At 72.7% G+C, this 22357-nt stretch carries 17 protein-coding genes; 9 read left to right on the forward strand and 8 right to left on the reverse strand.

Going from position 1 to position 22357, the window contains the following annotated elements; translation table 11 throughout:
• Positions 1-204: 204 nt before the first annotated feature.
• Positions 205-1659, reverse strand: a complete 1455-nt coding sequence (locus ACMTAK_RS12055) for an aminotransferase-like domain-containing protein (protein ID WP_413806208.1) — start codon at positions 1657-1659, stop codon at positions 205-207.
• Here ACMTAK_RS12055 and ACMTAK_RS12060 point away from each other — a divergent pair.
• The gene (locus ACMTAK_RS12060) at positions 1658-2845 is read left to right on the forward strand and encodes a DMT family transporter (protein WP_413806209.1); all 1188 of its coding nucleotides are present in this window, start codon (positions 1658-1660) and stop codon (positions 2843-2845) included. The two genes, ACMTAK_RS12055 and ACMTAK_RS12060, sit on opposite strands and share 2 nt — an antisense overlap.
• Before the next feature lie 68 nt (positions 2846-2913).
• Positions 2914-3120, forward strand: coding sequence for a DUF1918 domain-containing protein (locus ACMTAK_RS12065; protein WP_413806210.1), 207 nt, complete (start codon positions 2914-2916; stop codon positions 3118-3120).
• A 154-nt stretch (positions 3121-3274) separates the two neighbouring features.
• Here the strand turns inward: ACMTAK_RS12065 and ACMTAK_RS12070 are convergent, their stop codons facing one another.
• Positions 3275-4507, reverse strand: a complete 1233-nt coding sequence (locus ACMTAK_RS12070) for a glycoside hydrolase family 10 protein (RefSeq protein ID WP_413806211.1) — start codon at positions 4505-4507, stop codon at positions 3275-3277.
• A gap of 257 nt (positions 4508-4764) precedes the next feature.
• On the opposite strand from ACMTAK_RS12070, the gene ACMTAK_RS12075 reads away from it, so the two are divergent.
• From ACMTAK_RS12075 to ACMTAK_RS12090, 4 genes are all read left to right on the forward strand, one after another.
• Entirely contained in the window at positions 4765-7083 is a 2319-nt protein-coding gene (locus ACMTAK_RS12075) for a xyloglucanase (RefSeq protein WP_413806212.1), read from the forward strand.
• Between the two features lie 123 nt (positions 7084-7206).
• Complete coding sequence (locus ACMTAK_RS12080; protein ID WP_020867173.1) at positions 7207-8064, forward strand: 3-hydroxybutyryl-CoA dehydrogenase; 858 nt, start codon at positions 7207-7209, stop codon at positions 8062-8064.
• Positions 8065-8172: 108 nt separating this feature from the next.
• Complete coding sequence (locus ACMTAK_RS12085; protein ID WP_413806213.1) at positions 8173-8724, forward strand: cysteine hydrolase family protein; 552 nt, start codon at positions 8173-8175, stop codon at positions 8722-8724.
• Complete coding sequence (locus tag ACMTAK_RS12090) at positions 8721-9632, forward strand: GlxA family transcriptional regulator (RefSeq protein ID WP_413806214.1); 912 nt, start codon at positions 8721-8723, stop codon at positions 9630-9632. Before ACMTAK_RS12085 ends, ACMTAK_RS12090 begins: the two co-directional genes overlap by 4 nt.
• Before the next feature lie 41 nt (positions 9633-9673).
• Here the strand turns inward: ACMTAK_RS12090 and ACMTAK_RS12095 are convergent, their stop codons facing one another.
• Entirely contained in the window at positions 9674-10462 is a 789-nt protein-coding gene (locus ACMTAK_RS12095) for an MgtC/SapB family protein (protein WP_413806215.1), read from the reverse strand.
• Positions 10463-10710: 248 nt separating this feature from the next.
• On the opposite strand from ACMTAK_RS12095, the gene ACMTAK_RS12100 reads away from it, so the two are divergent.
• Positions 10711-10968, forward strand: a complete 258-nt coding sequence (locus ACMTAK_RS12100) for a hypothetical protein (protein WP_413806216.1) — start codon at positions 10711-10713, stop codon at positions 10966-10968.
• Positions 10969-10990: 22 nt separating this feature from the next.
• On the opposite strand, the gene ACMTAK_RS12105 is transcribed toward ACMTAK_RS12100, so the two are convergent.
• The 3 genes from ACMTAK_RS12105 to ACMTAK_RS12115 all read right to left on the reverse strand — a co-directional run bounded on the left by ACMTAK_RS12105 (position 10991) and on the right by ACMTAK_RS12115 (position 14288).
• On the reverse strand, positions 10991-11521 hold the full coding sequence (locus ACMTAK_RS12105; protein WP_262700856.1) for an NUDIX hydrolase: 531 nt from the start codon (positions 11519-11521) through the stop codon (positions 10991-10993).
• Between the two features lie 79 nt (positions 11522-11600).
• Positions 11601-12938 carry a transcriptional regulator gene (locus ACMTAK_RS12110; RefSeq protein ID WP_413806217.1) on the reverse strand — a complete coding sequence of 446 codons (1338 nt, stop codon included), beginning with the start codon at positions 12936-12938 and terminating at the stop codon, positions 11601-11603.
• Positions 12939-13070: 132 nt separating this feature from the next.
• Positions 13071-14288, reverse strand: a complete 1218-nt coding sequence (locus ACMTAK_RS12115) for a PP2C family protein-serine/threonine phosphatase (RefSeq protein ID WP_413806218.1) — start codon at positions 14286-14288, stop codon at positions 13071-13073.
• Between the two features lie 317 nt (positions 14289-14605).
• On the opposite strand from ACMTAK_RS12115, the gene ACMTAK_RS12120 reads away from it, so the two are divergent.
• Positions 14606-18217 carry an nSTAND1 domain-containing NTPase gene (locus ACMTAK_RS12120; RefSeq protein ID WP_413806219.1) on the forward strand — a complete coding sequence of 1204 codons (3612 nt, stop codon included), beginning with the start codon at positions 14606-14608 and terminating at the stop codon, positions 18215-18217.
• A 6-nt stretch (positions 18218-18223) separates the two neighbouring features.
• On the forward strand, positions 18224-18580 hold the full coding sequence (locus tag ACMTAK_RS12125) for a CU044_2847 family protein (RefSeq protein WP_413806220.1): 357 nt from the start codon (positions 18224-18226) through the stop codon (positions 18578-18580).
• A 96-nt stretch (positions 18581-18676) separates the two neighbouring features.
• On the opposite strand, the gene pheT is transcribed toward ACMTAK_RS12125, so the two are convergent.
• Both pheT and pheS read right to left on the reverse strand, forming a co-directional pair.
• Positions 18677-21202, reverse strand: a complete 2526-nt coding sequence (pheT, locus tag ACMTAK_RS12130) for a phenylalanine--tRNA ligase subunit beta (RefSeq protein WP_413806221.1) — start codon at positions 21200-21202, stop codon at positions 18677-18679.
• Entirely contained in the window at positions 21202-22332 is a 1131-nt protein-coding gene (gene pheS, locus ACMTAK_RS12135) for a phenylalanine--tRNA ligase subunit alpha (RefSeq protein ID WP_413806222.1), read from the reverse strand. Before pheS ends, pheT begins: the two co-directional genes overlap by 1 nt.
• Between the last annotated feature and the right edge of the window lie 25 nt (positions 22333-22357).

Here is a 22357-nt window from a genome sequence, read left to right on the forward strand (position 1 = left end):
TCAGGGGGCGCGCTGAAGGTGCGCGGGGCTGTGTCGATGTGCGGCTCCGCGGCCCTTTCCCCTCCCCGCCCCTTCCCGATACCAGGGGCTCCGCCCCTGGACCCCGGGGCCTGGGCCTGGGGCGAAGCCCCGGTGCGGGGGCTGGGGCGGAGCCTCAGTTTCGGGAAGGGGCGGGGAGGGGAGCAGCCCGCCGGCGGGCACCTCCTAGCCCCCCGCCAGCACCTCCTCGCACGCGGTGCGCAACCGCCGCACCCCCTCGGCCAGTTCGCCGGTGCCCGCCACCGATGCGAAGCTCAGCCGCACATGCGGCGCGGGCGGTTCGGCGCAGAAGTACGGGCGGCCGGGGGCGACGGCGACTCCGGCGCGCAGCGCGGCGGAGGCGAGGGCGGCCTCGTCGGTGCCCTGGGGCAGCCGCAGCCACAGGTGGTAGCCGCCGGGCGGGACATGGCGCAGCTCAAGCGCGGGCAACTCCCGCCGTACGGCGGTGACGAGCGCCTCGCGGCGGATGTGCAGCTCGGCGGCCACGGTGCGCAGATGGCGGGGCCAGGAGGGCGCGCCGACGAGTTCCAGGGCGGTCTCCTGGAGCGGGCGGGGCACGAAGAAGCTGTCGACCACCTGGATCGCTCGCAGCCGCTCCAGCGCGGGGCCGCGGGCGGCGAGCGCGCCCACCCGCAGGCTGGGCGAGGTGGCCTTGGTGAGCGAGCAGACATGGACCACCGCCCCGTCGGGATCGTCGGCGGCGAGGGTGGCGGGCAGCGGGGCCGCGTCCTCGTGGACGAGCCGGCGCGCGAAGTCGTCCTCCACCACGAACGCGCCCGCCTCGCGGGCGATCGCGAGCACCTCGCGGCGCCGCCCGGCGGAGAGCATCGCGCCGGTGGGGTTCTGGAACAGCGGCTGGCAGACGAAGACCCGGGCGCCGGTCGCCCGCAGCGCCTCGGCGAGCAGATCGGGGCGTACCCCGTCGGCGTCCACCGGGACCGGGACCGGGCGCAGCCCGGAGGCGCGGGCGGCGGCGAGCATGCCGGGGTAGGTGGGGGACTCGACGAGGACGGGCGCGCCGGGCGGCGCGAGCGCCCGCAGCGCGCAGGTGAGCGCGGACTGGCCGCCCGCGGTGACCAGGACGTCGGAGGCGCCGATGGCCCCGGCCGGGCCGCCGATCTCGCGGGCGAACCAGGCACGCAGCTCGGGCAGGCCCTCCACCGGCGGGCGGTCCCAGGCGCCGGGCCGTCGCCCGGCGCGGGCCAGGGCGGCGGCCAGCGCCCGCTCCGGCTGGAGCGAGGAGTGCAGATAGCCGCCGTTGAACTCCAGGATCCCGGGCGGCGGGGCGGCGAGCGTGGCCAGGACGCCGGAGGCGTCCACCGAGCGCGGCACCGACTCACCGGCCGTCTCCACGCTCAGCGCGACCTCCTGCCAGGAGGTGTCGCCCGGGCGTGGCGCCCCGGCCCGTGGCCGGTCGGCGCGGAAGGCACCGGCGCCGGGACGGGTGACCACCAGTCCTTCGGCGACGAGCGCGGCAAGGGCGCGGGAGACGGTCACCGGGCTCACCCGGTGGCGCTCGACCAGGGCCCGACTGGACGGCAGCTTCTCTCCGGGTGAGTAGCGGTCCAGTTCCTGCCGCAACGATTCCGCCAGTTCGGCCACACTGCTACGCTGTTGCATGACAGTACAGGATAGCGCTACTGACAGCAGTGCGATAGCGGTGAGCGGTGGCCCCGCCGCGGGTGATGACCCCGCCCCGGGTGGCTCTCCCGCCCCGGGCGGTGACCCCGCCCAGGACGATGCCCCCGTCCCGCGCGGCGGCCCCGCCCCGGCCCGGGGCGACGCCCGGACGGCCCCGGCGCTCCCGACACCGTTCGCCCTCCGCACCGGCACCCTGCTCGCCGCGCTCGGCGTGGCCGCCTTCTCCCTCACCTTCCCCGCCACCGCCTGGGCGCTCACCGGCCTCGGCCCCTGGTCGGTGACCACCTGCCGGGTGGTGCTCGCCGCGCTGATCGCGGGCGGGGCGCTGGCCGCCCTGCGAGTCCCGGTGCCGGACCGCCGCCACTGGCCGGGGCTGCTGGTCGTCGCGGCGGGAGTCGTCGTGGGCTTCCCGCTGCTGACCACGCTCGCCCTGCAGACCTCCACCACCGCGCACGCGGCCGTGGTGGTCGGCCTGCTGCCGCTCACCACCGCCGCCTTCTCGGCCGTACGCACCGGGGTGCGGCCCTCACGGGTGTTCTGGGCGGCGGCGCTGGCCGGGGCCGCGGTCGTGATCGCCTTCGCGGTGCAGCAGAGCGGCGGGGCGCTCACCACCGGCGATCTGTATCTGTTCGGCGCGCTGCTGGTGTGCGCGGCGGGCTACACCGAGGGCGGCCGGCTGGCCGGCCATATGCCGGGCTGGCAGGTGATCGGCTGGGCGCTGGTGGGCTGTCTGCCGCTGTCGGTGCCGGGCGCGGTGCTCGCGCTGCTGGGCGAGGACGTCCACCTCGGCGGCCGTGCGGTGGCCGGGCTGCTGTGGCTGGCGGTCGGTTCGCAGTTCGTGGGCCTGGTGGTCTGGTACCGGGGGATGGCCGCCATCGGAGTGGCCAGGGCCAGCCAGCTCCAACTGGCCCAGCCACTGCTCACCCTGGTGTGGTCGGTACTGCTGCTCGGCGAGACGCTGACCCCCGCCGCCCCGATCGCCGCCGTCGCGGTGCTGGTGTGCATCGGGGTGACACAGCGGGCCCGGGTCCCGGCCGGGGCGGTCCGGGCTTCCGGCCCCGGCCGTACGGGGCGGTCCGAAACCGTCGAAGGGACGGACCGGAGCCCCGAAGCGGTGGACGGGAATCACTCCCCGACGGGAGCAAACCAGGACAACCGGCCATAGACTGGCCTCAGGGATCGCATTGTCCTCAGTAGATCGCATTGCCCTCCAGCGGACGGGAGGTCACGCACATGGAGGCGACCGTAGGCGACAAGCTGCTGGTGCACGGCAGGGTTGTCGGAATTCACGATCGTGTAGCGGAGATCATCGAAGTGCTCGGGGATAACGGGGCACCGCCCTACCGCGTGCGTTACGAGGACGACGGACACGAGTGTCTGTTCTCCCCCGGGCCCGACTCGGTCGTCCGCCACCTGACCGCCGGACCCGGGCAGCGTTAGGTCTTTCCCTTTCCCGCCCCTTCCCGCTACCAGGGGCTCCGCCCCTGGACCCCGGGGTCGAGGGGCGGAGCCCGCACGCGGCGGAGCCGCATATCGTCAGGTGTTGACCGTCCCCGCGGGGCAGGCCCCGGGTCAGCGGGGGGCAGGCCCCGGGTCAGCGGGGCGGGCGGACGCGATACGGATAGTGGTCGGCGACCACACGCGCCATGGCGCCGTTGCGGTCGGCGGCCACCTCCTTCGCCGAGAAGTACACATTGCCGCGCACCTGCGGAAAGCCCCGGTCGAAGGTGAGATGCCGGGAGAGCTCCGCCGGGTCCTGCCAAGGCGCGGGCTGCGCCGGATCGCCCGCCTTGTAGAGCGCCTCGCCGATGTAGAGGTTCACCCCGGTACCCCGGACCGCCTCCGACCACCAGGGGACGAGCACCGCGTAGTCGGCGGCGGCGAAGCCGATGTTCCAGTAGACCTGCGGGACGACGTAATCCAGCCATCCCCGGCGCACCCAGCCACGGGTGTCCGCGTAGAGGTCGTCGTAAGTCTGCACCCCCGCCGTGGTGGCGGAGCCGAGCGGGTCGGTGGCCTGGTTGCGCCAGACGCCGAAGGGGCTGATGCCGAACCGCACCCGCCGCCCCCGTCGTCTGACGCGCACGGCCGTCTCGTACACCAGGCGGTCGATGTTGTTGCGCCGCCAGGCCGCGCGGTCCGGGAAGCCCGCGCCGTAGCGCTCGTACGCCGCGTCGTCGTCGAAGACCTGGCCGGCCACCGGATACGGGTAGAAGTAGTCGTCCCAGTGGACGGCGTCGATGTCATAGCGCGCGACCGCGTCCAGCATGGCGTCCTGGACGAAGCGGCGGACCTCGGGCAGCCCGGGGTTGTAGTAGAGCTTCCCGCCGTACGGCACCACCCACTCGGGGTGCACCCGGGCCGGATGGGTGGGGACCAGCCGTGAGGGGTCGGTGTGGTTGGCGATCCGGTACGGATTGAACCAGGCGTGCAGCTCCAGACCGCGCCGGTGCGCCTCGCGCACGGCGGTGCCCAGCGGATCCCAGCCCGGGTCCTTGCCCTGGACACCGGTGAGGCACTCCGCCCACGGCTCGTACGGTGAGGGCCACAGCGCGTCCGCCGTCGGCCGCACCTGGAAGACCACCGCGTTGAGCCGGCGGCTCACGGCGGTGTCGAGGAAGCCCAGCAGCTCGGCCCGCTGCCGCTCCGGAGGGAGACCGGGCCTGGACGGCCAGTCGCGGTTGGCCACGGTGGCCAGCCACATCCCGCGGAACTCGGGCCGGTGCCCACCGCCCCGCCCCTCCGCCAGCGCGTCACCCGCCGTGGCGGTGGCGGCCAGGGCTCCGGCGGCCGCCACCGTGAGACTTCTGCGCGTGATCCGACCCATGAAACTCAGCTCCTCGCCCCAGGGACCTGCACGGCAACTCCCGCTGATGATGGGGCGCTTGTGGGGCGCCCGGCAATGCTTACCGCGAATCCGGGACGGTCGGGCCCAACACCCCTTGAGGACCCCTTGACTTCACCCTTCTCGCACGGCCATCCGGCCGCTAGCATCGGATGACGCACGCATGGGAGCGCTCCCAAATACCCTCGCCCGCATGGCCCTCACGCCTCACTACCCCCACGTCCGGAGAGGAAGTTCCCGTGCGCAGCAACGGCAGAAGACCGGTCGGCGCGCTCATGGCCGCGCTGGCACTCGTCGGCGGCTTACTCACCGCGGCGGCCTCCCCCGCCGCGGCCCGCCCCGAAGCCTCCCCCGCCCGGGGCACCGCCCAGGCCGACGCCTACACCTGGAAGAACGTCCGCGTGGACGGCGGCGGCTTCGTCCCCGGCATCGTCTTCAACCGCAAGGAGAAGAACCTCGCCTACGCCCGTACCGACATCGGCGGGGCGTACCGCTGGGACCAGTCCGGCAAGCGGTGGGTGCCGCTGCTGGACTCGCTGGACTGGGACCACTGGGGCTGGACCGGAGTGGTGAGCCTGGCCAGCGACTCGGTGGATCCCGACAAGGTCTATGTGGCGGCCGGTACCTACACCAACAGCTGGGACCCGGGCAACGGCGCGATCCTGCGCTCGTCCAACCGGGGCGCCAGCTGGCAGTCCACCACCCTCCCCTTCAAGCTGGGCGGCAACATGCCCGGCCGCGGCATGGGTGAGCGGCTGGCGGTGGACCCCAACCGGAACAGCGTGCTCTACCTCGGCGCGCCGAGCGGCAACGGACTGTGGCGCTCCACCGACTCCGGTGTCACCTGGTCGAAGGTGACGTCCTTCCCCAACCCCGGCACATACGTCCAGGACGCGAGCGACACCAGCGGCTATCTGAGCGACAACCAGGGCGTGGTGTGGGTGACCTTCGACGAGCGCACCGGCTCCTCCGGCAGCGCCACGAAGACCATCTACGTGGGCGTGGCCGACAAGGACAACACCGTCTACCGCTCGACGGACGCGGGCGCCACCTGGTCGCGGGTGGCCGGGCAGCCCACCGGCTATCTCTCCCACAAGGGCGTCCTGGACGCCAAGAACGGCTATCTGTACCTCACCACCAGCGACAAGGGCGGCCCGTACGACGGCGAGAAGGGCCAAGTGTGGCGGTACACCACGGCCACCGGGGAGTGGAAGAACATCAGCCCCATGGCGGACGCCGACACCTACTTCGGCTACAGCGGACTCTCGGTGGACCGCCAGAAACCGGGCACGCTGATGGTGACCGGCTACAGCTCCTGGTGGCCGGACACCCAGATCTTCCGCTCCACCGACTCCGGCGCCACCTGGACCCGGGCCTGGGACTTCACCAGCTATCCGAACCGGTCCTTCCGCTACACCCAGGACGTCAGTGCCGTCCCCTGGCTGACCTTCGGCGCCAACCCCACCCCGCCCGAAGTCACCCCGAAGCTGGGCTGGATGACCGAGGCGCTGGAGATCGACCCGTTCGACTCCAACCGGATGATGTACGGCACGGGGGCGACGGTCTACGGCACGGAGAACCTCGGAAACTGGGACGCGGGCGGCAAAATCGCCATCACGCCCATGGTCAAGGGCCTGGAGGAGACGGCGGTCAACGATCTGGCCAGCCCGCCCACCGGCGCCCCGCTGCTCAGCGCGCTCGGTGACATCGGGGGCTTCCGCCACACCGATCTCGACGCGGTGCCCGCGAGGATGTACACCTCGCCCACGTTCACCACGACCACCAGCCTGGACTACGCCGAGACCAACCCGAACACCGTGGTCCGGGTGGGCAACAACGACTCCGCGCCGCGGATCGCCTTCTCGACCGACAACGGCGCCAACTGGTTCCAGGGCAGCGAGCCGTCCGGGGTCACCGGCGGCGGCACGGTGGCCGCGGCGGCCGACGGCAGCGGTTTCGTCTGGGCCCCGGAGGGCACCTCGGCCGTCTACCACACCACCGGTTTCGGCAACTCCTGGTCGGCGTCGAGCGGCATCCCCGCCGGAGCGGTCGTGGAGTCCGACCGCAAGAACCCCAAGAAGTTCTACGGCTTCAAGGCGGGCACCTTCTACCTCTCCACCGACGGCGGCGCCACCTTCACCGCCGGGGCGTCCTCCGGGCTGCCGGCCGACGGCCCGGCGCGGTTCAAGGCGCTGCCGGGCGCCGAGGGCGACATCTGGCTCGCGGGCGGCAGCACCGGCGGGGCGTACGGGCTGTGGCACTCCACGGACTCCGGCGCGACCTTCACCAAGCTGAGCGGTGTCCAGCAGGCGGACACCATCGGCTTCGGCAAGGCGGCGCCGGGCGCCTCGTACCAGACGCTCTACACCAGCGCGAGAATCGGCGGCGTACGCGGCCTCTTCCGCTCCACCGACGCCGGGGCGAGCTGGACCCGGATCAACGACGACGCCCACCAGTGGGGCTGGACGGGCACCTCCATCACCGGCGACCCACGGGTCTACGGACGCGTCTACGTGGCCACCAACGGGCGCGGCATCCTGCGCGGCGACATCTCCTGACGGCGGGGGCGGGCCAGGGCCGGATACCCGGACCCGGCCCGCCCCCTGCCGATAACCGGAGGGTAACGTCTGGGACGACAGGGGGACGGCACAACGGACAGTTGGACCAGCGAAAGGCACGATGTGACCGACATCGAACGCGTCGGAGTGGTGGGCTGTGGCCAGATGGGCGCGGGCATCGCGGAGGTGTGCGCCCGATCCGGCCTGGACGTCATGGTCGCGGAGACCACGGGCGAGGCCCTGGAGATAGGGCGTACCCGGCTGACCAACTCCCTCGGCAAGGCCGCGGAGCGCGGCAAGATCACCGAGGAGCAGCGCGACGCGACGCTGGACCGGCTGAGCTTCACCACCGATCTGGGGGAATTCTCCGACCGTGATCTGGTGATCGAGGCGGTCGTCGAGAACGAGCAGATCAAGACGGAGATCTTCCAGGTTCTCGACCAGGTGGTGACCCGCCCGGACGCGATCCTGGCCTCCAACACCTCCTCCATTCCGCTGGTCAAGCTGGCCGTCGCCACCTCCCGGCCGGACCAGGTGATCGGCATCCACTTCTTCAACCCGGCGCCGGTGCAGTCGCTGGTGGAGCTGATCCCGGCGCTCACCACCGGTGATGAGACGATCAAGCGCTCCGAGGCGCTGGTCGGCGACATCCTGGGCAAGCACGCCATCCGCGCCCAGGACCGCGCGGGGTTCGTGGTCAACGCGCTGCTCATTCCGTATCTGCTGTCCGCCATCCGGATGTTCGAGTCCGGGATCGCCAGCCGCGAGGACATCGACAACGGCATGGAGCTGGGCTGCGCCCATCCGATGGGCCCGCTGAAGCTGTCCGATCTGATCGGCCTGGACACCATCGTGGCGATCGCCGACTCGATGTACGAGGAGTACAAGGAACCGCTGTACGCCGCTCCCCCGCTGCTGCTGCGGATGGTGGACGCGGGCCGGATGGGACGCAAGACGGGCTCGGGCTTCTACTCGTACTGAGCGGGTGCGCGGCTCGTTCCGGATGACGGCGCCGCTGACCGGATCGTTCCGCCACCGGCCCCGATCGTGCCTGGCCGAGGGTGTTCGTCCCAGGTCAGACTGGGGACCATGAAGCGAGCGCTGATCGTCATCGATGTCCAGGAATCCTTCCGCGCCCTCCCGTCCTGGGAGCGGATCGCCAACCCGAAGATCGCGGATCCGGTCAACCGGCTGGTCCGCCTCGCCCGTGCCGAGGGGGACCAGGTGATCTGGGTGCTGCACACCGAGCCCGGCAGCGGGGGCGCCTTCGACCCGGAGCAGGGGCGGATCCGGCTGCTGGAGGAGCTGGAACGGCCTGCTCCGGGTGAGCCGGTCCTCCACAAGACCGCCCACAACGCCTTCACCACCACCCGGCTCCAGCAGCTGCTGACCGAGGCGGGCGTGCGCGAGCTGGTGGTCTGCGGGATCCGCACCGAGCAGTGCGTGGAGACCACCGCCCGGGTCGGCAGCGATCTGGGGTACGGGGTCGTGTTCGTCACCGACGCCACCACGACCCATCCGATCGGCGCGTTGAGCGCCGAGGCGATCGTGGAGCGTACGGAGGCGGTGCTGCGCGACCGGTTCGCCCGGATCGCCACGGTGGCCGAGCTGGAGGCGGAGTCGGGAGCCTCCACGGCATGAGCCGGGTCGTATTCGTGCTGGTGCCCGGGGTCCATCTGCTCGACCTGGCCGGACCGGCGCAGGTCTTCGGCACGGCGGCGGACCTCGGGCTGCCCTATGAGCTCGGCTATGTGGCCGAGCGGGAGCTGGTCCCCACCGCTCAGGGTCTGACGCTGAACGCGCGGACCGAGTGGCCGGCGACGCGCCCGGACGACCTGGTCGTGGTGCCGGGCTGGCGGATCTCGGCACCGCACGACGGCCGGGCTCCCGGCCCGGAGTCGCTTGCGCGGCTGTGCGCCCACCACGCGGCCGGGGGCACCGTGGCCAGCGTATGCGCCGGGGCGCTGGCGCTGGGACGGGCGGGGCTGCTGGACGGCCGCCGGTGCACCACCCACCATGAGCTGCAGGACGAACTGGCGGCCCGGCACCCCCGGGCGACGGTGGTCCGGGATGTGCTGTTCACCACCGACGACCGGATCGTGACCTCGGCGGGCATCGCCAGCGGTATCGATCTGGCGCTGCATCTGCTGGCCGTGCGGCACGGACCGGCGCTCGCCGCCCAGGTGGCCCGGAACATGGTCGTCTACGCCCGCCGCAACGGCGATGAGCCGCAGGCCAGCGCCATGCTGCGGCATCGCGCTCATCTGGACGACGTGGTCCACCGGGTCCAGGACGTCATCGACGCGCGGTTCACCGAATCGCTGTCGCTGGCGCGTCTGGCCGTCGGGGCCGGGGTCAGCGAACGCACCCTCACCCGGCTGTTCACCCGCGCCACCGGCGGGCTCACCCCGCTGCGCTACCAGCAGACGCTGCGGCTGGAGCGCGCGGAGCATCTGATCGCCCAGGGCTCGACGGTGACGGCCGCGGCGCGGGACGTGGGGTTCGACGACGCGCGGATGCTGCGCCGCCTCCGGGCACGGACGCCCTGACCTCGTCAACGCGAGATCGTCAGCCGGAGCCGTCGAGGCCGTCAGTCCGAGGCGTCGAGGTCGTGGCCCGCGTCGGCGCCGAGGACGCCGTCCAGCTCGGAGATCTCCCCGACCAGCCGCAGGACGTCCCCGGTGCCCTCGAGTGCGAGCACCACCTCGGCGACGCCCGTATCGGCGGGCCGGGCCTCCTCCTCGGCCCGGACGATCCGGGTGGTGCGGTCCCGGCCCTTCCACGGCGCCCGGTCCACCCGGACCCGGCCCACCTTGTACCCGGCGGCCGTGCACAGCTCCAGCACGCGCGGCAGCAGCCCGGCGCCCACCCGGTACGAGAGCTGCAACTCCACCTGTTCGGCCGACCAGACGGTCGGCAGCCGGCGGGTGAGCACCGGGTAGCCACGGATCACCAGGAAGTGCACCGCGGTGGCGGCGGTGGCCAGCAGGGCCAGACCACCGCCGCAGGCCATGCCCACCGCACAGGTCAGCCAGACGGTCGCGGCGGTGGTCAGCCCGCGGACGGCGTCCCGCCGGACGAAGATCAGGCCGCCGCCGATGAAGCCGATACCGGAGACGATCTGCGCCGCCACCCGCGAGGGGTCGAGGCCGACGTGGTCGCGGAACAGCACATCGCTGAAGCCGTACTGGGAGACCTGCATGAACAGCGCGCTGCCCACACCCACCAGGGTGTGGGTGCGCAGCCCGGCGCTCTTCTGCTGTACCGCCCTCTCGAGCCCGATCAGGGTGGACAGCACCAGCGCGACGCCGAGTTCGGCGAACTGCCGTACTCCCTGGTCGGCGCCGAATTCCCACATGGGAGCGGCGATCAGTGCCACATCCGTCCCTTCCGTCCGGCCTGTGGATGGGCGCGATCCATCCGGTCCGCCCACCCCTCGCGGTCCCTTCCCCGGACCGCCGTCCCCCATGAGTACCCGCTGAGTACCGGCTGAGTACCGCCTTTCGCACGGGGTGTGCGCCGGTGACTCACACACCACCCCCACACACGCTCCCGCACCACCTGGGCATGCGCTTGACTCGGAGCGTCACCACTGCATGGACGTTACATCCGGAAGGGGATCAACCCGTGACCACCGAGCCCGAGCAAGCCGCGTTAGCCGTGGAGCTCGCGGAACTGCGCCGGACCGTCGAAGTGGGCTTCACCCGCGTCGACGGCCGGCTCGCCCTGCTCGACCACCGCGGAGAGCAGGCTGAGGAGGACGTGAACCAACTGGGCGGGCAGATACGGATACTGGAGCACGGACGCTGGCCGCTGCCCTCCATCGCCGCCCTGACCGGGCTGTCCGCCCTGGCCGTCGCGGTATGGCAGGCGGCGGGACACTAGCCAGGACGGCCGGCGGCCCGGTCTAGCCGAGCCTGATGTGGTGGAGCAGCAGCAGCGCGGCCGCCATGTTGGCCGCGGGCACCTCGCCCCGCGCCACCAGGTCGGGCACCAGCTTGAGCGGCACCCACTCGCGGCGGTCCGACTCGAAGTCGTCCTCCGGGTGTCCGACGTATGACGCCTCCTCGGCCCAGTAGATGTGGTGTCGTGCGTCGGTGAGCCCGTTGGACGGCTCGACGGAGAGCAGATGGCGCAGCGGGCCGGGCCGCCAGCCGGTCTCCTCCTCCATCTCCCGGGCCGCGGCGTCGGCGATCTCCTCGCCGTCCTCGACGACGCCCGCGGCCAGCTCCCAGCCCCAGGCGTCGGTGATGAACCGGTGCCGCCACAGCAGCAGCACCTCGTTGGCCGCGTTCACCGCGGTGGCCACGGCCACCGGGCGCAGCCGGATCAGATAGTGGTCGAGTTGACGTCCGTCGGGGAGCCGGACATCGGCGAGGTTGACCCGGAACCATCGGTTCTCGTACACGGTCCGCTCCCTGAGGTTCTTCCAGCGCACTGTCAGCCACCTTTCGTCGCACGGGAGGCCATCCTGGGCCACCCGCTGACGAGAGTGCGGACCGCGAGCGGAACCGCGGTCACAGAGGAACGCGCAGTGCCCCGTCGATGAGTTCGGCGGCCTCGGCCGTCGCGGCGCTTCCGCTGGCCGCGAGGTGTTCCCGTACCGCCCGCAGCCGGTCGCGTAACCGCTGGGACTCCATGCCCCGCGCCCGCTCGGTCATCTCCACCGCGGTGGCGCCCGCCCGGTCCGCCTCGCCCTGGCGCAGCTCGATATGGGTGAGCATGGCGAGCCGGTGCACCCGGCCCCGGTCGTGGGCGGGGGTGCCGACCGCGGCGGTGGCGTGTTCGCGGGCGCCACCGAGGTCGCCGAGGCTCAGCAGCGCCTCGGCCACCTGGACGTTCACCAGACCGGGCTGGACATAGCCGGTCTCATCGGGCTCCTGGCCCGGTCTGATCCGGTCGGCGGCGGTCTCGGCACGCCGGATGCAGGACAGCGTCCCGGCGCCGTCGCCGAGCCGGGCGTACGCCTTGGCCTGCATGGCGTAGAGGTCGGCGGCGAGCGCGGGGGTGATCTGGGAACCCGCGGCGCGCAGCGCCGACTCGGCGAAGGCGACCGCCTGCCGGTACTCCTTCATGAAGAGGGACTGGTTGACCAGCAGCGCTATCACATACGCGCCCAGGCCCCGGTCGCCGCTGGCCTTGGCCAGCCGCAGCGCCTGGTGGAAGTAGCGCTGGGCCAGGCCGTGCGCGTTGGAGTCGTACGCGCAGATCCCGGCGATGGCCACCAGGCCGCCGGTCGTCCGGTGCAACTGGCGGCCGGTGTCGTCGGCGTACGCGCCGCGCAGCAGCGGCGCCGCCTCGGAGTTGAGGAAACCCACCACCCGGGTCCGGGTCGCGACACCGCCGGCCTTGCGGTACATCTGCTCGTAGTGGGCGCGGGCGGCGCGCAGCGTCTCGATGTCGGTCATGCTGACGCGGGTCAGCCCGCGCCGGGAGACATCGGAGTCCTCAGGAGGGTTCTCCCACTCCCACACCGGGATGACGGCGGGGGTACCGGTGACCGCCGGGGCCTCGACGACATGCGGCCGCTGCTGTTCGTCGGAGCGCCACAGCGCGGTGGCGCGCTCGACGAATCCGGAGAGCGGGGTGGCGGGGCCGCGGACGCTGCCGGGGGTGCCGAGGCCGATGTCGTCCAGGGTGAGGGCGCGGTGCAGCCGCTCGCCCAGCACCTCGCAGATGAGGTCCGGCACCTGACCGCGCGGCCGCTGGCCCTTCAGCCACCGGGCCACCGCGGTGTGTTCATACCGCAGCTTCATCCCCCGGGCCCGGCCCGCCTCATTGACATGCGCGGCCAGCCCCGCGTGGGAGACTCCGGCCTCGTCGAGCACGGAGTCGAGCAGTGTGTTGGGCTCCATCTCGCCCTCCCGAAGCGCTCGGTGGCGCCAGCGTAATGGAGGGCGATTCGCACGGGGTGTGAATCGGAACGGGGTGGGGCCTTGCCACGGGGCCCGGCGACCCTGAAGCAGCCCGCCGCAGGCATCAAGACCCTAGGCCCGGTGGGCGTCGGCGGCGGGGCGGGTGAGGGCCGTGGGGGTCGAGAGCGGGCAGTGGTCGTAGCGCAGGGCGAGCAGTGCGACGTCGTCGGTGAGCCGGCCGCCGGTGTGGCGCAGCAGCGCCGAGCGCACCCCCGCCACGACCGCGGCCGGGACGAGCGGTCCGGCGCCCGCGGCCTCGGACAGGGCGCGGCGCAGCGGGAAGAACGTGCCGTGGGCGTCGCGGGCGTCCTCGGCGCCGTCGGTGTGCAGCACCAGGGTGTCGCCGGTCTCCAGGGCGCCCCAGCGGGCGGTGGGGAGTTCGGCGGGGAGCGGGAAGAGGCCGAGCGGCGGCAGCACCTCGCCGGGCGCGGTCTGCCGGGCCAGAGCCGGGCCCACGGGCTGTTCGCGGAGGCGGTGCGGCCAGGGGTGGCCGCAGTTGAGCGCGGTGACCTCGCCGTCCCGGCCCACCTCCAGCAGCAGGACGGTCACGAACTCCTCGTCCACATGGCTGTCCAGCGGGCACTCCCCGTCGGCGCGGGCCCGCAGATGGCGCTCCAGGGCGCGGTCGAGCCGGCGCAGCACCTCGCTGAGCCGGGGTTCCTCATGTGCGGCCTCACGGAAGCTGCCGAGGACGGCGGCCACGGTGCCGATCGCGGCGAGGCCGTGCCCGCGCACATCGCCGATGATGACGCGGACGCCGTATGGGGTGGCCAGCGCCTCGTACAGATCGCCGCCGACGGCGGCGCCCCGGCTGGCCGACAGATGGCCGCCCGCCAGCTCGATGCCGTTCAGCCGGGCCGGGAGCGGCCGCAGCACCACGTCCTGCGCCGCGGCGGCCACCGCCCGTAGCTCCTCCAGCTCACGGACCAGCCGCACCTTGCGGCCCGCCGTGAGATAGCCGCCGAGGGCGACGCCGACGATGGCGCAGCAGGTGACCAGCGGGGCATGCGGCTCCGTCACCTCGCCGTCGGGCTCCGGCACGGTCGCGGGGGCGAGGGCGAACAGCAGGCCGGCGCCGCCGAGCAGCAGAACGCATCGGCGGCGGCCGCCGCTCGCGCAGGCGATGGCGGGTGCCGCGGCGATGAGGGGGACGACCTCGGTGTGGTGCGGGGTCAGCAACTCCCAGCAGATGACGCCCAGCACCCACAGACAGGGGACGGCGCGGGCGGCCGCCCGCAGACTCCGTGCCCTCCGTACGAACGCGCCGCCGACTGCCGATGTCCCGATCATGTGTCGCCCCCAACGCCGGCCAATGAGGCGGTCGGCCGGGCCCCGGACGGTCGGTCCCCCATGGGCCGTACGACCGGCACGATTCTTGCGACAGCTTCTGCCAATTGGACCAGCCGCCTCCGCATCTCACCTGATCGGGTGACCGTGCCCCGGGCACCCACCCGAACACGCCGCCGTACCGCGGACGCGGTGTCGGCCGTTGCCAAATGGATTGCCGTACGAGGTGGGCGCGGTCACACTTGGGTCATTCATCGCTTGGGGGAGGCGGTGCGTACGCGACTGCCCCTCAGCTGTTGACCGAGTGTGGGGGGGGCCTCGTGAAACAGGACACAGCCGCGCCGAGTGACGCCTCGGTGGTGAGGATTCTGGGCGTCGGCGGCCGGCCCGAGGGAGCCGGTTTCCTCAGCGGATACCGTGAAGTGATCACCTGTGCCCATGTCGTGGCCAGAGCGCTGGGCGTCCCGTCCGACCCGCTCGCGGAGCCACCGGCCGGACGATTATGGGTCGACTTCCCCCTGGCGGAGGCCGGCCGGCGCATGGAGGTGCGGATCGCCTCCTGGACCCCGGTCCGGGCCGATGGGTCCGGAGACGTCGCCGTCCTGCGCCTGCTCACCGATCCGCCCGACAAGGCGACGGTGGCCCGGCTCGTGGAAGACGTGGCAGAACCGGACCGTCGCGTGCGCACCTTCGGCTTTCCCACCGCCTACGACGACGGCGCGTGGAGCGTCGGCTGGCTGCGCGGGCGGACCGGCGCCGGCTGGCTGCAGTACGACACGGATTCGTCCAGCGAGCACCGCGTACAAACCGGCTTCTCGGGCGCTCCGGTCTGGGATGTGGCCGAGGGCGGCGTGGTCGGTATGGTCGTCGCCGCCGACGACAGGCCGGATGTGCGCACGGCCTACCTCATCCCGACCCAGACGCTGCGCGAGAGCTCGTCGACGCTGGGTGAAACGGCGCTGCCCGCTTGCCCGTTCCGGGCCCTGGAGCCCTTCGAGGAGCGCGACGCCCGGCTGTTCCACGGCCGGGAGGAGCCGGCCCGGCGCATCGTCGACCTGCTCGGCTACGCACCGGCGATCAGCCTGGTCGGCCCGTCCGGCTGCGGCAAGTCCTCCTTGCTGCATGCCGGAGCGCTGCCGCGGCTGCGCGGCCGCCGGGACCTGGAGATCATCGCCTTCCGCCCCGGACAGCTCGGCCGGAGCCCGCTCACCGCCCTGGTCCTGGCCCTGCTTCCGCGCCTCGAACCGGACCTGACCGAGACCGCGCGCCTGACCGGGCTGCCCGGACTGACGGATCTGGTGCGCGCGGGCCAACTGCCCGCGGTCGTGGACCGGCTGCTCGAGCGTCAGGGCAAGGACCGGCTGCTCGTGGTGGCCGACCAGTTCGAAGAGGCGCTCATCGGTACCGAGCGGGCGGAGCTGGACGCGCTGGCGGCCGCGCTCGGGCACGCTCTGCACCCCGGGTCCCGGCTGCGGGTCGTCACGACCCTGCGCGCCGACTTCCTCACCCCCGCCCTCCACCACCCCGGGCTCGCCCCGCTGTTCGCGGGCGACCGGCTGTTCACCGTGGGAGCGATGTCCGACGAGGAGCTGCGCGCGGCCATCGAGCGTCCGCTGCTCCACACCGGCGTCCGCTACGAACCGGGCCTGGTGGACCGGATCCTGGCCGATCTCGGCAACGATCCGGGCCGGCTGCCCCTGCTGGAGTTCACCCTCACCAAGCTGTGGGAGCGCCAGCGGCGAGGCGTCATGGGACACGCCGCGTACGAGTCCCTGGGCCGCGTCAACGACGCGCTGGTGACCCATGCGGAACAGATCTGGACCGGCGCCCTCACCGAGGAGGAGCACCGGGCCGCCCGCACACTGCTCGTCCAGCTCGCCCACCCCGGCGACGGCCGGGTCGAGCCCACCCGCCGCACCCTGACCCGCTCCGAACTGCCGCCCGAGCAATGGCGGATCGCCCAGCGGCTGATGACCACGCGCCTGGTCGTGCCCGGCGAGGAGTACCGCCCCGGCGACGGGCCGCCCGAGGAGACCGTGGAGCTGGCCCACGAGACGCTGCTGACGCACTGGAGCCGGCTGCGCGCCTTCTTCGAGGCCGACCGCGGCTTCCGGGTGTGGCAGGAGGACCTGCGCCGACGCATCGCCCCGTGGGCCGCCGACAGACGCTCCCGGGGGCGGCTGCTGCGAGGGGCGGATCTGCGGGACGCCCGGGAGTGGCACGCACGACGCCAGGACGAGCTGCTCCCCGCGGAGAAGGAATACATCGAGGCGAGCGTCCGCGGCGCCCAGCGCCGCCGTACCGTGATCGTCGCCCTCGTCGTCGTGCTCGGCCTTATCGGAGGGTTTCTGGGGCTGGCGGTCCGCTCCTGGCAACAGGACGTCACCACGGACTCGGCCACCCGGGCGTCCCGGGTCCTGCTCCAGCAGTCGCGCGACGCCGAGACCGGCGCCACCGACACCGGGGCCGCGTACACGGCACTGCTGCTGGCCCTGCGCGCCTACCGCACCCAGGACACCGAGCAGACCCGGGCGCGCCTCGGTGAGATGTACGCGCGGTACGGCTTCGCCGACCTCCTCGCCCCCCGGTACCCGTCGATGAACGCACTCCTCACGGACATGACCGGCCCCCTGCCGAGCTCGTCCCTCATCGACGCCGAGGGGCAGGTGATCGCCTCGCGGAACGCCGCCGGCGAGGTGGTCGTACTGGAACGCACCGACGGCGGGGTACGGCGCCGGCTGCCCGCCGGGCGTGACGCGGACGTCACGGCGGTCAGCCCGGACGGCTCCCTGGTGGCCATGGCCAAAGCACCACTCTTCTCGGACCCCAGTGGCGGGCAGTCGACTCCGTCGAACGACCCGCGCGGGCTTCCGGTGCACCTGTACGACGTGCGCACCGGGCTGGACCGGACGCTGGCGCGTCCCGAGAAGGGCGATCCGTTTCCGGACACGTCGGGGGAGATACCGGGCTTCCCCGATCTGGACTTCCCCGACCTGGAGCTCCCCGACATCCCCGGCCTCGCGATGCCGACGACGTACGCGCGGCTCACCTTCTCCCCCGATGGCTCGGTGCTGCTGGGACAGACCGGCCTCTTCGGCGAAGACGGCCGGCTCGTGCTCTGGGACACCGCCACCGGCCGGATCGAGAAGACCATGCCCGGCCTGCCGGAGCCGGTCACCGCGCTGTGGCTGGCCAACGGCGGGAAACGCCTGATCACGATGAACGAGACGACGGCGAAGGGAGCGTCCTTGGAGACGACCGTCTCGGTGAAGCGATGGGACGTGAGCGGGTCGTCACCGCGCGGGCGCCAACTGCTGGCCTTCCCGAAATCGGCCAAGAACGCCGTGGTGGCGGACGTGAGCCCGGACCTCACCCGGGCAGCCGTCACGGAGACCCGGATCGTCGATCTGAAGGCCGACCACCGGCTGTCCGTCTACCAACTGCCGAGCGGACGGCTCCTCCGGCAGAAGCGCTCCTCCCAGCAGGACACGGTGACCGGGGTCACCGTGTCCACCGGCGGCTCGCGGATCCTGGTCTACGGAGGAATCCCCAACGCCCCCGTCCCGTCCTCCTCGTCGTCCTCCCCCGCGTCCGGCGGCTCCGCGGACGACGGCTTCCTCACCAGAGTGGACAGCCGATGGCAGATCGACCTGCTCGGCCCGGGGGACGCCCCGTCGGCGGTCCTGTCGGAGCGCGGCCTGCTCGCCGTCGTCGGCCCCGGCAACGGCGATCCGCTGCGTCGGCTGCCCGGACCCACCACCAGTACCGGCCGCCCCACCGCGACACCGGTCAAGCGCCCGTCGGCTCCCGAGGCCAAGCGGTGGATGGCGCGCCTGTGCGACATCCTCGGCGACGAGACGCTGCCGCCGGCCGTCGGCGAGAAGCTGCCCCCCGGTGCGTACCGGGGAGCGTTGTGCACGAGGAAGGGGTAGGGACGCGTGGCCGAGACACAGCTCATCCGGGTGCCGCTGAACGGTTCCGAGGACTCGGGCGGCGCGGAAGCGGTGGTGGTGGAGGTCGAGCACACCGCCTCCGGTATCGTGCGCGCCGCTCGGCCGGGCCAGGTCGCGGGAACCGCCGCACGGACGCTGAGCGAGAGCTTCGACCAGGTGCGCGCCGCGGCCGCGACGCTCCTGGACCGGCTGACCACGCTCCCCAGCCCACCGAGCACGGTCGAAGTCGAACTCGGCGTGAAGATCAACGCTGAGGCCGGAGCGGTGATCGCCAAAACGGCGGCCGAGGGGAACTTCACGGTCAGACTGGTCTGGCAGCGGGACGACGGCCACGGTCCGTGACAGTCACCGTGGAAGCCAACACGGCGATGGGGCGCGTCCCGATGCGGGATGCGCCCCATCGCCGTGTTCACGCCGAGCGGCGGAAGCCGGTTGCCGTCAGGCTCCGCGCAGGGTGGCGCCCGTGCGTCCGGCGGCCGCCGACACCGCGGCGTCACGGGACGCGGCGATCTCCTCGGCGGTCAGCGTGCGGTCCGGGGCCCGGAAGCGCAGCGCGTAGGCCAGCGACTTCCTGCCCTCGCCGAGCTGCTCACCGATGAAGACGTCGAACAGGCGGAGGGATTCGAGCAGTTCTCCCGCGCCCTCGCGCAGCGCCGTCTCGACCTCGGCCGCGGGCACGGACGCGTCCACGACCAGCGCGACGTCCTGGGTGGCCACCGGGAAGGTGGAGACGTGGGGCGCCTCCACGCGACCGGCGCCGGCCTGCTCAAGACGGTCGAGCTCGATCTCCATCGCACAGGTGCGCTCGGGCAGGCCCAGGGCCTTGGTGACCCTGGGGTGGAGCTCACCGGCGTTGCCGACGAGGATCTCCTCGCCGTCGACGACGGCCAGCAGCGCGGCGCAGCGGCCCGGGTGCCACGGGTCCTGCTGGTCCTGGCGGACGATCAGCTCGGCGCCCGCCTCGCGCGCCACGGTACGGCCCGCCTCGACGGCGTCGGCCCAGCTGACCGGGGTGCCCTTGCCCCACCAGCCGGCCTGCTCCCGATCGCCCGCGAGGACGACGGCGGCGCGGCGCGGCTGGTGCGGCAGCGCCGCGTCGAGCCCGGCGATCTGCTCGTCGGTGGGGCGGCGGTCGACGGGCAGGACGGCCGCGGGCGGCTCATCCCCGGTGGCGCGGAAGACCAGACCCGTCTCGAAGAGCGCGAGGTCGTGCTCGCCGCGGCCGACGTTGCGGCGCAGCGCGCCGAGCAGCCCGGGCAGCAGCGTCGTACGGAGCGCGGGCTCGGTGTCCGACAGCGGGTTGACCAGCCGGACCAGACCGCGCCTCGGGTCGTCGGCGGCCAGCCCGAACTGGTCGAGGACGTCCTCGCCGAGGAAGGGGTAGTTCAGCGCCTCGACATATCCGGCCCCGGCCAGCGCCCGGCCGACCCGGCGGTGCAGCCGCTGACGCTCGGTCAGCCCGCGCCCGGCGGGGAGCCGGGGCAGGGTCGAGGGGAGGTTCTCGTACCCCTCGAGCCGGATGACCTCCTCGGCCAGGTCGTTGGGGTCGGTGAGGTCGGGCCGCCAGCTGGGGACGGTGACGGTGAGGTCGTCGGCGCCGTAGACATCACAGCCGATCTGCTGGAGCCGGCGCACCACGGTCTCGCGGCCGTAGGAGACCCCCGCGACCTTGTCCGGGTGGTCGGCGGGCAGCGTGATGGTGTGCGGGGCGCTGGGCGAGATGATCTCGGTGACGCCCACCTCGGCGGTGCCGCCCGCGAGCAGCACCAGCAGATCGACGGTGCGCTGTGCGGCCGCCGAGGTGGCCTCGGGGTCGACTCCGCGCTCGAACCGGCGGGACGCCTCGGAGGACAGCTTGTGGCGGCGCGCGGTGCGGGCGACCGAGACGGGGGCGAAGTGGGCGGCCTCGATGACCACCTCGGTGGTGCCCGCCACCTGGCCGGACTCGGGGTCGGCGGCGGTGTCCGCGATCTCGGTGTTGGCACCGCCCATGACACCGGCGAGGCCGATGGGGCCGGTCTCGTCGGTGATGACGAGATCCTCGGCGTCCAGGACGCGCTGGGTGCCGTCGAGGGTGGTGAGCTTCTCGCCCGGCCCCGCGCGGCGCACCCCGATCGCCCCGGTGATCCGGGAGCGGTCGTAGGCGTGCAGCGGCTGGCCCAGTTCGAGCATCACGTAGTTGGTGACGTCGACGGCGAGCGAGACCGGGCGCATCCCGGCCTTCTGGAGCCGGCGCTGGAGCCAGATCGGGGAGTGCGCCTCGGGGTCGAGCCCGGTGACGGTGCGGGCGGTGAAGCGGTCGCAGCCGACCGGGTCGGTGACCTTGACCGGGTAGCCGTGGCTGTTGGGCGCGGGCACGTCGAGCAGGGCCGGGTCGCGCAGCGGCAGCTCGTAGGCGGTCGCGGTCTCGCGGGCGACCCCGCGCATCGACAGGCAGTAGCCCCGGTCCGGGGTGACGGCGATGTCGAGGACCTCGTCGACCAGTTCCAGCAGCTCGATCGCGTCGGTGCCGACCTCGTACTCCGGCGGCAGCACGATGATGCCGTCGTGGTCGTCGGACATGCCCAGCTCGCTGGCGGAGCAGATCATGCCCTCGGAGGTCTTGCCGTAGGTCTTGCGCGCGGAGATCGCGAAGCCGCCGGGCAGCTCGGCGCCGGGCAGCACGACCACGACCTTGTCGCCGACCGCGAAGTTGCGGGCGCCGCAGACGATGTTCTGCGGCTCACCCGTACCCCCCGCCTGGCCGACGTCCACCTGGCAGTAGCGGATGGGCTTCTTGAACCCCTCCAGCTCCTCGATGGCCAGCACCTGCCCGACGACCAGAGGGCCCTTGAGCCCGGCGCCGAGCTGCTCGACCGTCTCGACCTCGAGACCGGCGGCGACGAGTTTGGCCTGTACGTCACGGCCGGTCTCACCGGCGGGCAGGTCGACGTACTCCCGCAGCCAAGAAAGCGGGACCCGCATCAGATCTCCATCCCGAAGGGCCGGGTGAAGCGCACATCACCCTCGACCATGTCTCGCATGTCTTCCACGCTGTGCCGGAACATCAGCATCCGCTCGATGCCGAAGCCGAAGGCGAAGCCGCTGTACCTGTCCGGGTCGACACCGCAGGCGATGAGCACCCGAGGGTTGACCATCCCGCAGCCGCCGAGCTCGATCCAGCCCTCGCTGGAGCAGGTGCGGCAGGGCCGGTCCGGGTTGCCCACGGACTCGCCGCGGCACACGTAGCACAGCATGTCCATCTCGGCGGACGGCTCGGTGAACGGGAAGAAGTTCGGCCGCAGCCGGGTGGACATGCCCTCGCCGAACAGCGCCCGCACCATGTGGTCGAGCGTGCCCTTGAGGTCGGCCATGGTCAGACCCTCGTCGATGGCGAGCAGCTCGACCTGGTGGAAGACGGGGGTGTGGGTGGCGTCCAGCTCATCGGTGCGATAGGTGCGGCCCGGGCAGATCACGTAGATGGGCGGCTCGCGGTCGATCATCGACCGGATCTGCACCGGCGAGGTGTGGGTGCGCAGCACCACACCGGAGCCCTCGCCGTCCTGGTCGCCCTTGGCGCCGCGCACGAAGAAGGTGTCCTGCATCTCGCGGGCGGGGTGGTCGGGCGGGAAGTTGAGCGCGTCGAAGTTGAACCACTCGGCCTCCACCTCGGGGCCCTCGGCGACCTCGTAGCCCATCGCCACGAAGACGTCCTCGATGCGCTCGGAGAACGTGGTGATCGGGTGGCGGGCGCCGGCCGGGGTGCGGTCGTACGGCAGGGTGACGTCCACCGCCTCCTCGACCAGCACCCGGGCGTCACGCTCCGCCTCCAGCTCCTCCTGCCGGGTCTTCAGCGCCTGGTTGACCTGGCCGCGGGCCTGGCCGACGCGCTTGCCCGCGTCCGCCTTGGCGTGCGGCGGCAGGGCGCCGATCTCGCGGTTGGCGAGCGCCAGCGGCGAGCGGTCGCCGGTGTGGGCGACCTTCACCTCGCGCAGCGCCTCGAGGTCCCCGGCGGCGGCGATGGCGGCGAGCGCCTCGTCCCGCCTGCGAGCGACCTCTTCCGGTTTCAGTGCCTCGACCTCGACAGGGTCGTACGACTTATTGGGTGCCGACATCTCTTCCCGTGCTTCCGTTTGTCCC

Origin of the sequence: Streptomyces lacaronensis, assembly GCF_047337785.1 — a bacterium.
GTDB classification, from domain to species: domain Bacteria; phylum Actinomycetota; class Actinomycetes; order Streptomycetales; family Streptomycetaceae; genus Streptomyces; species Streptomyces lycopersici.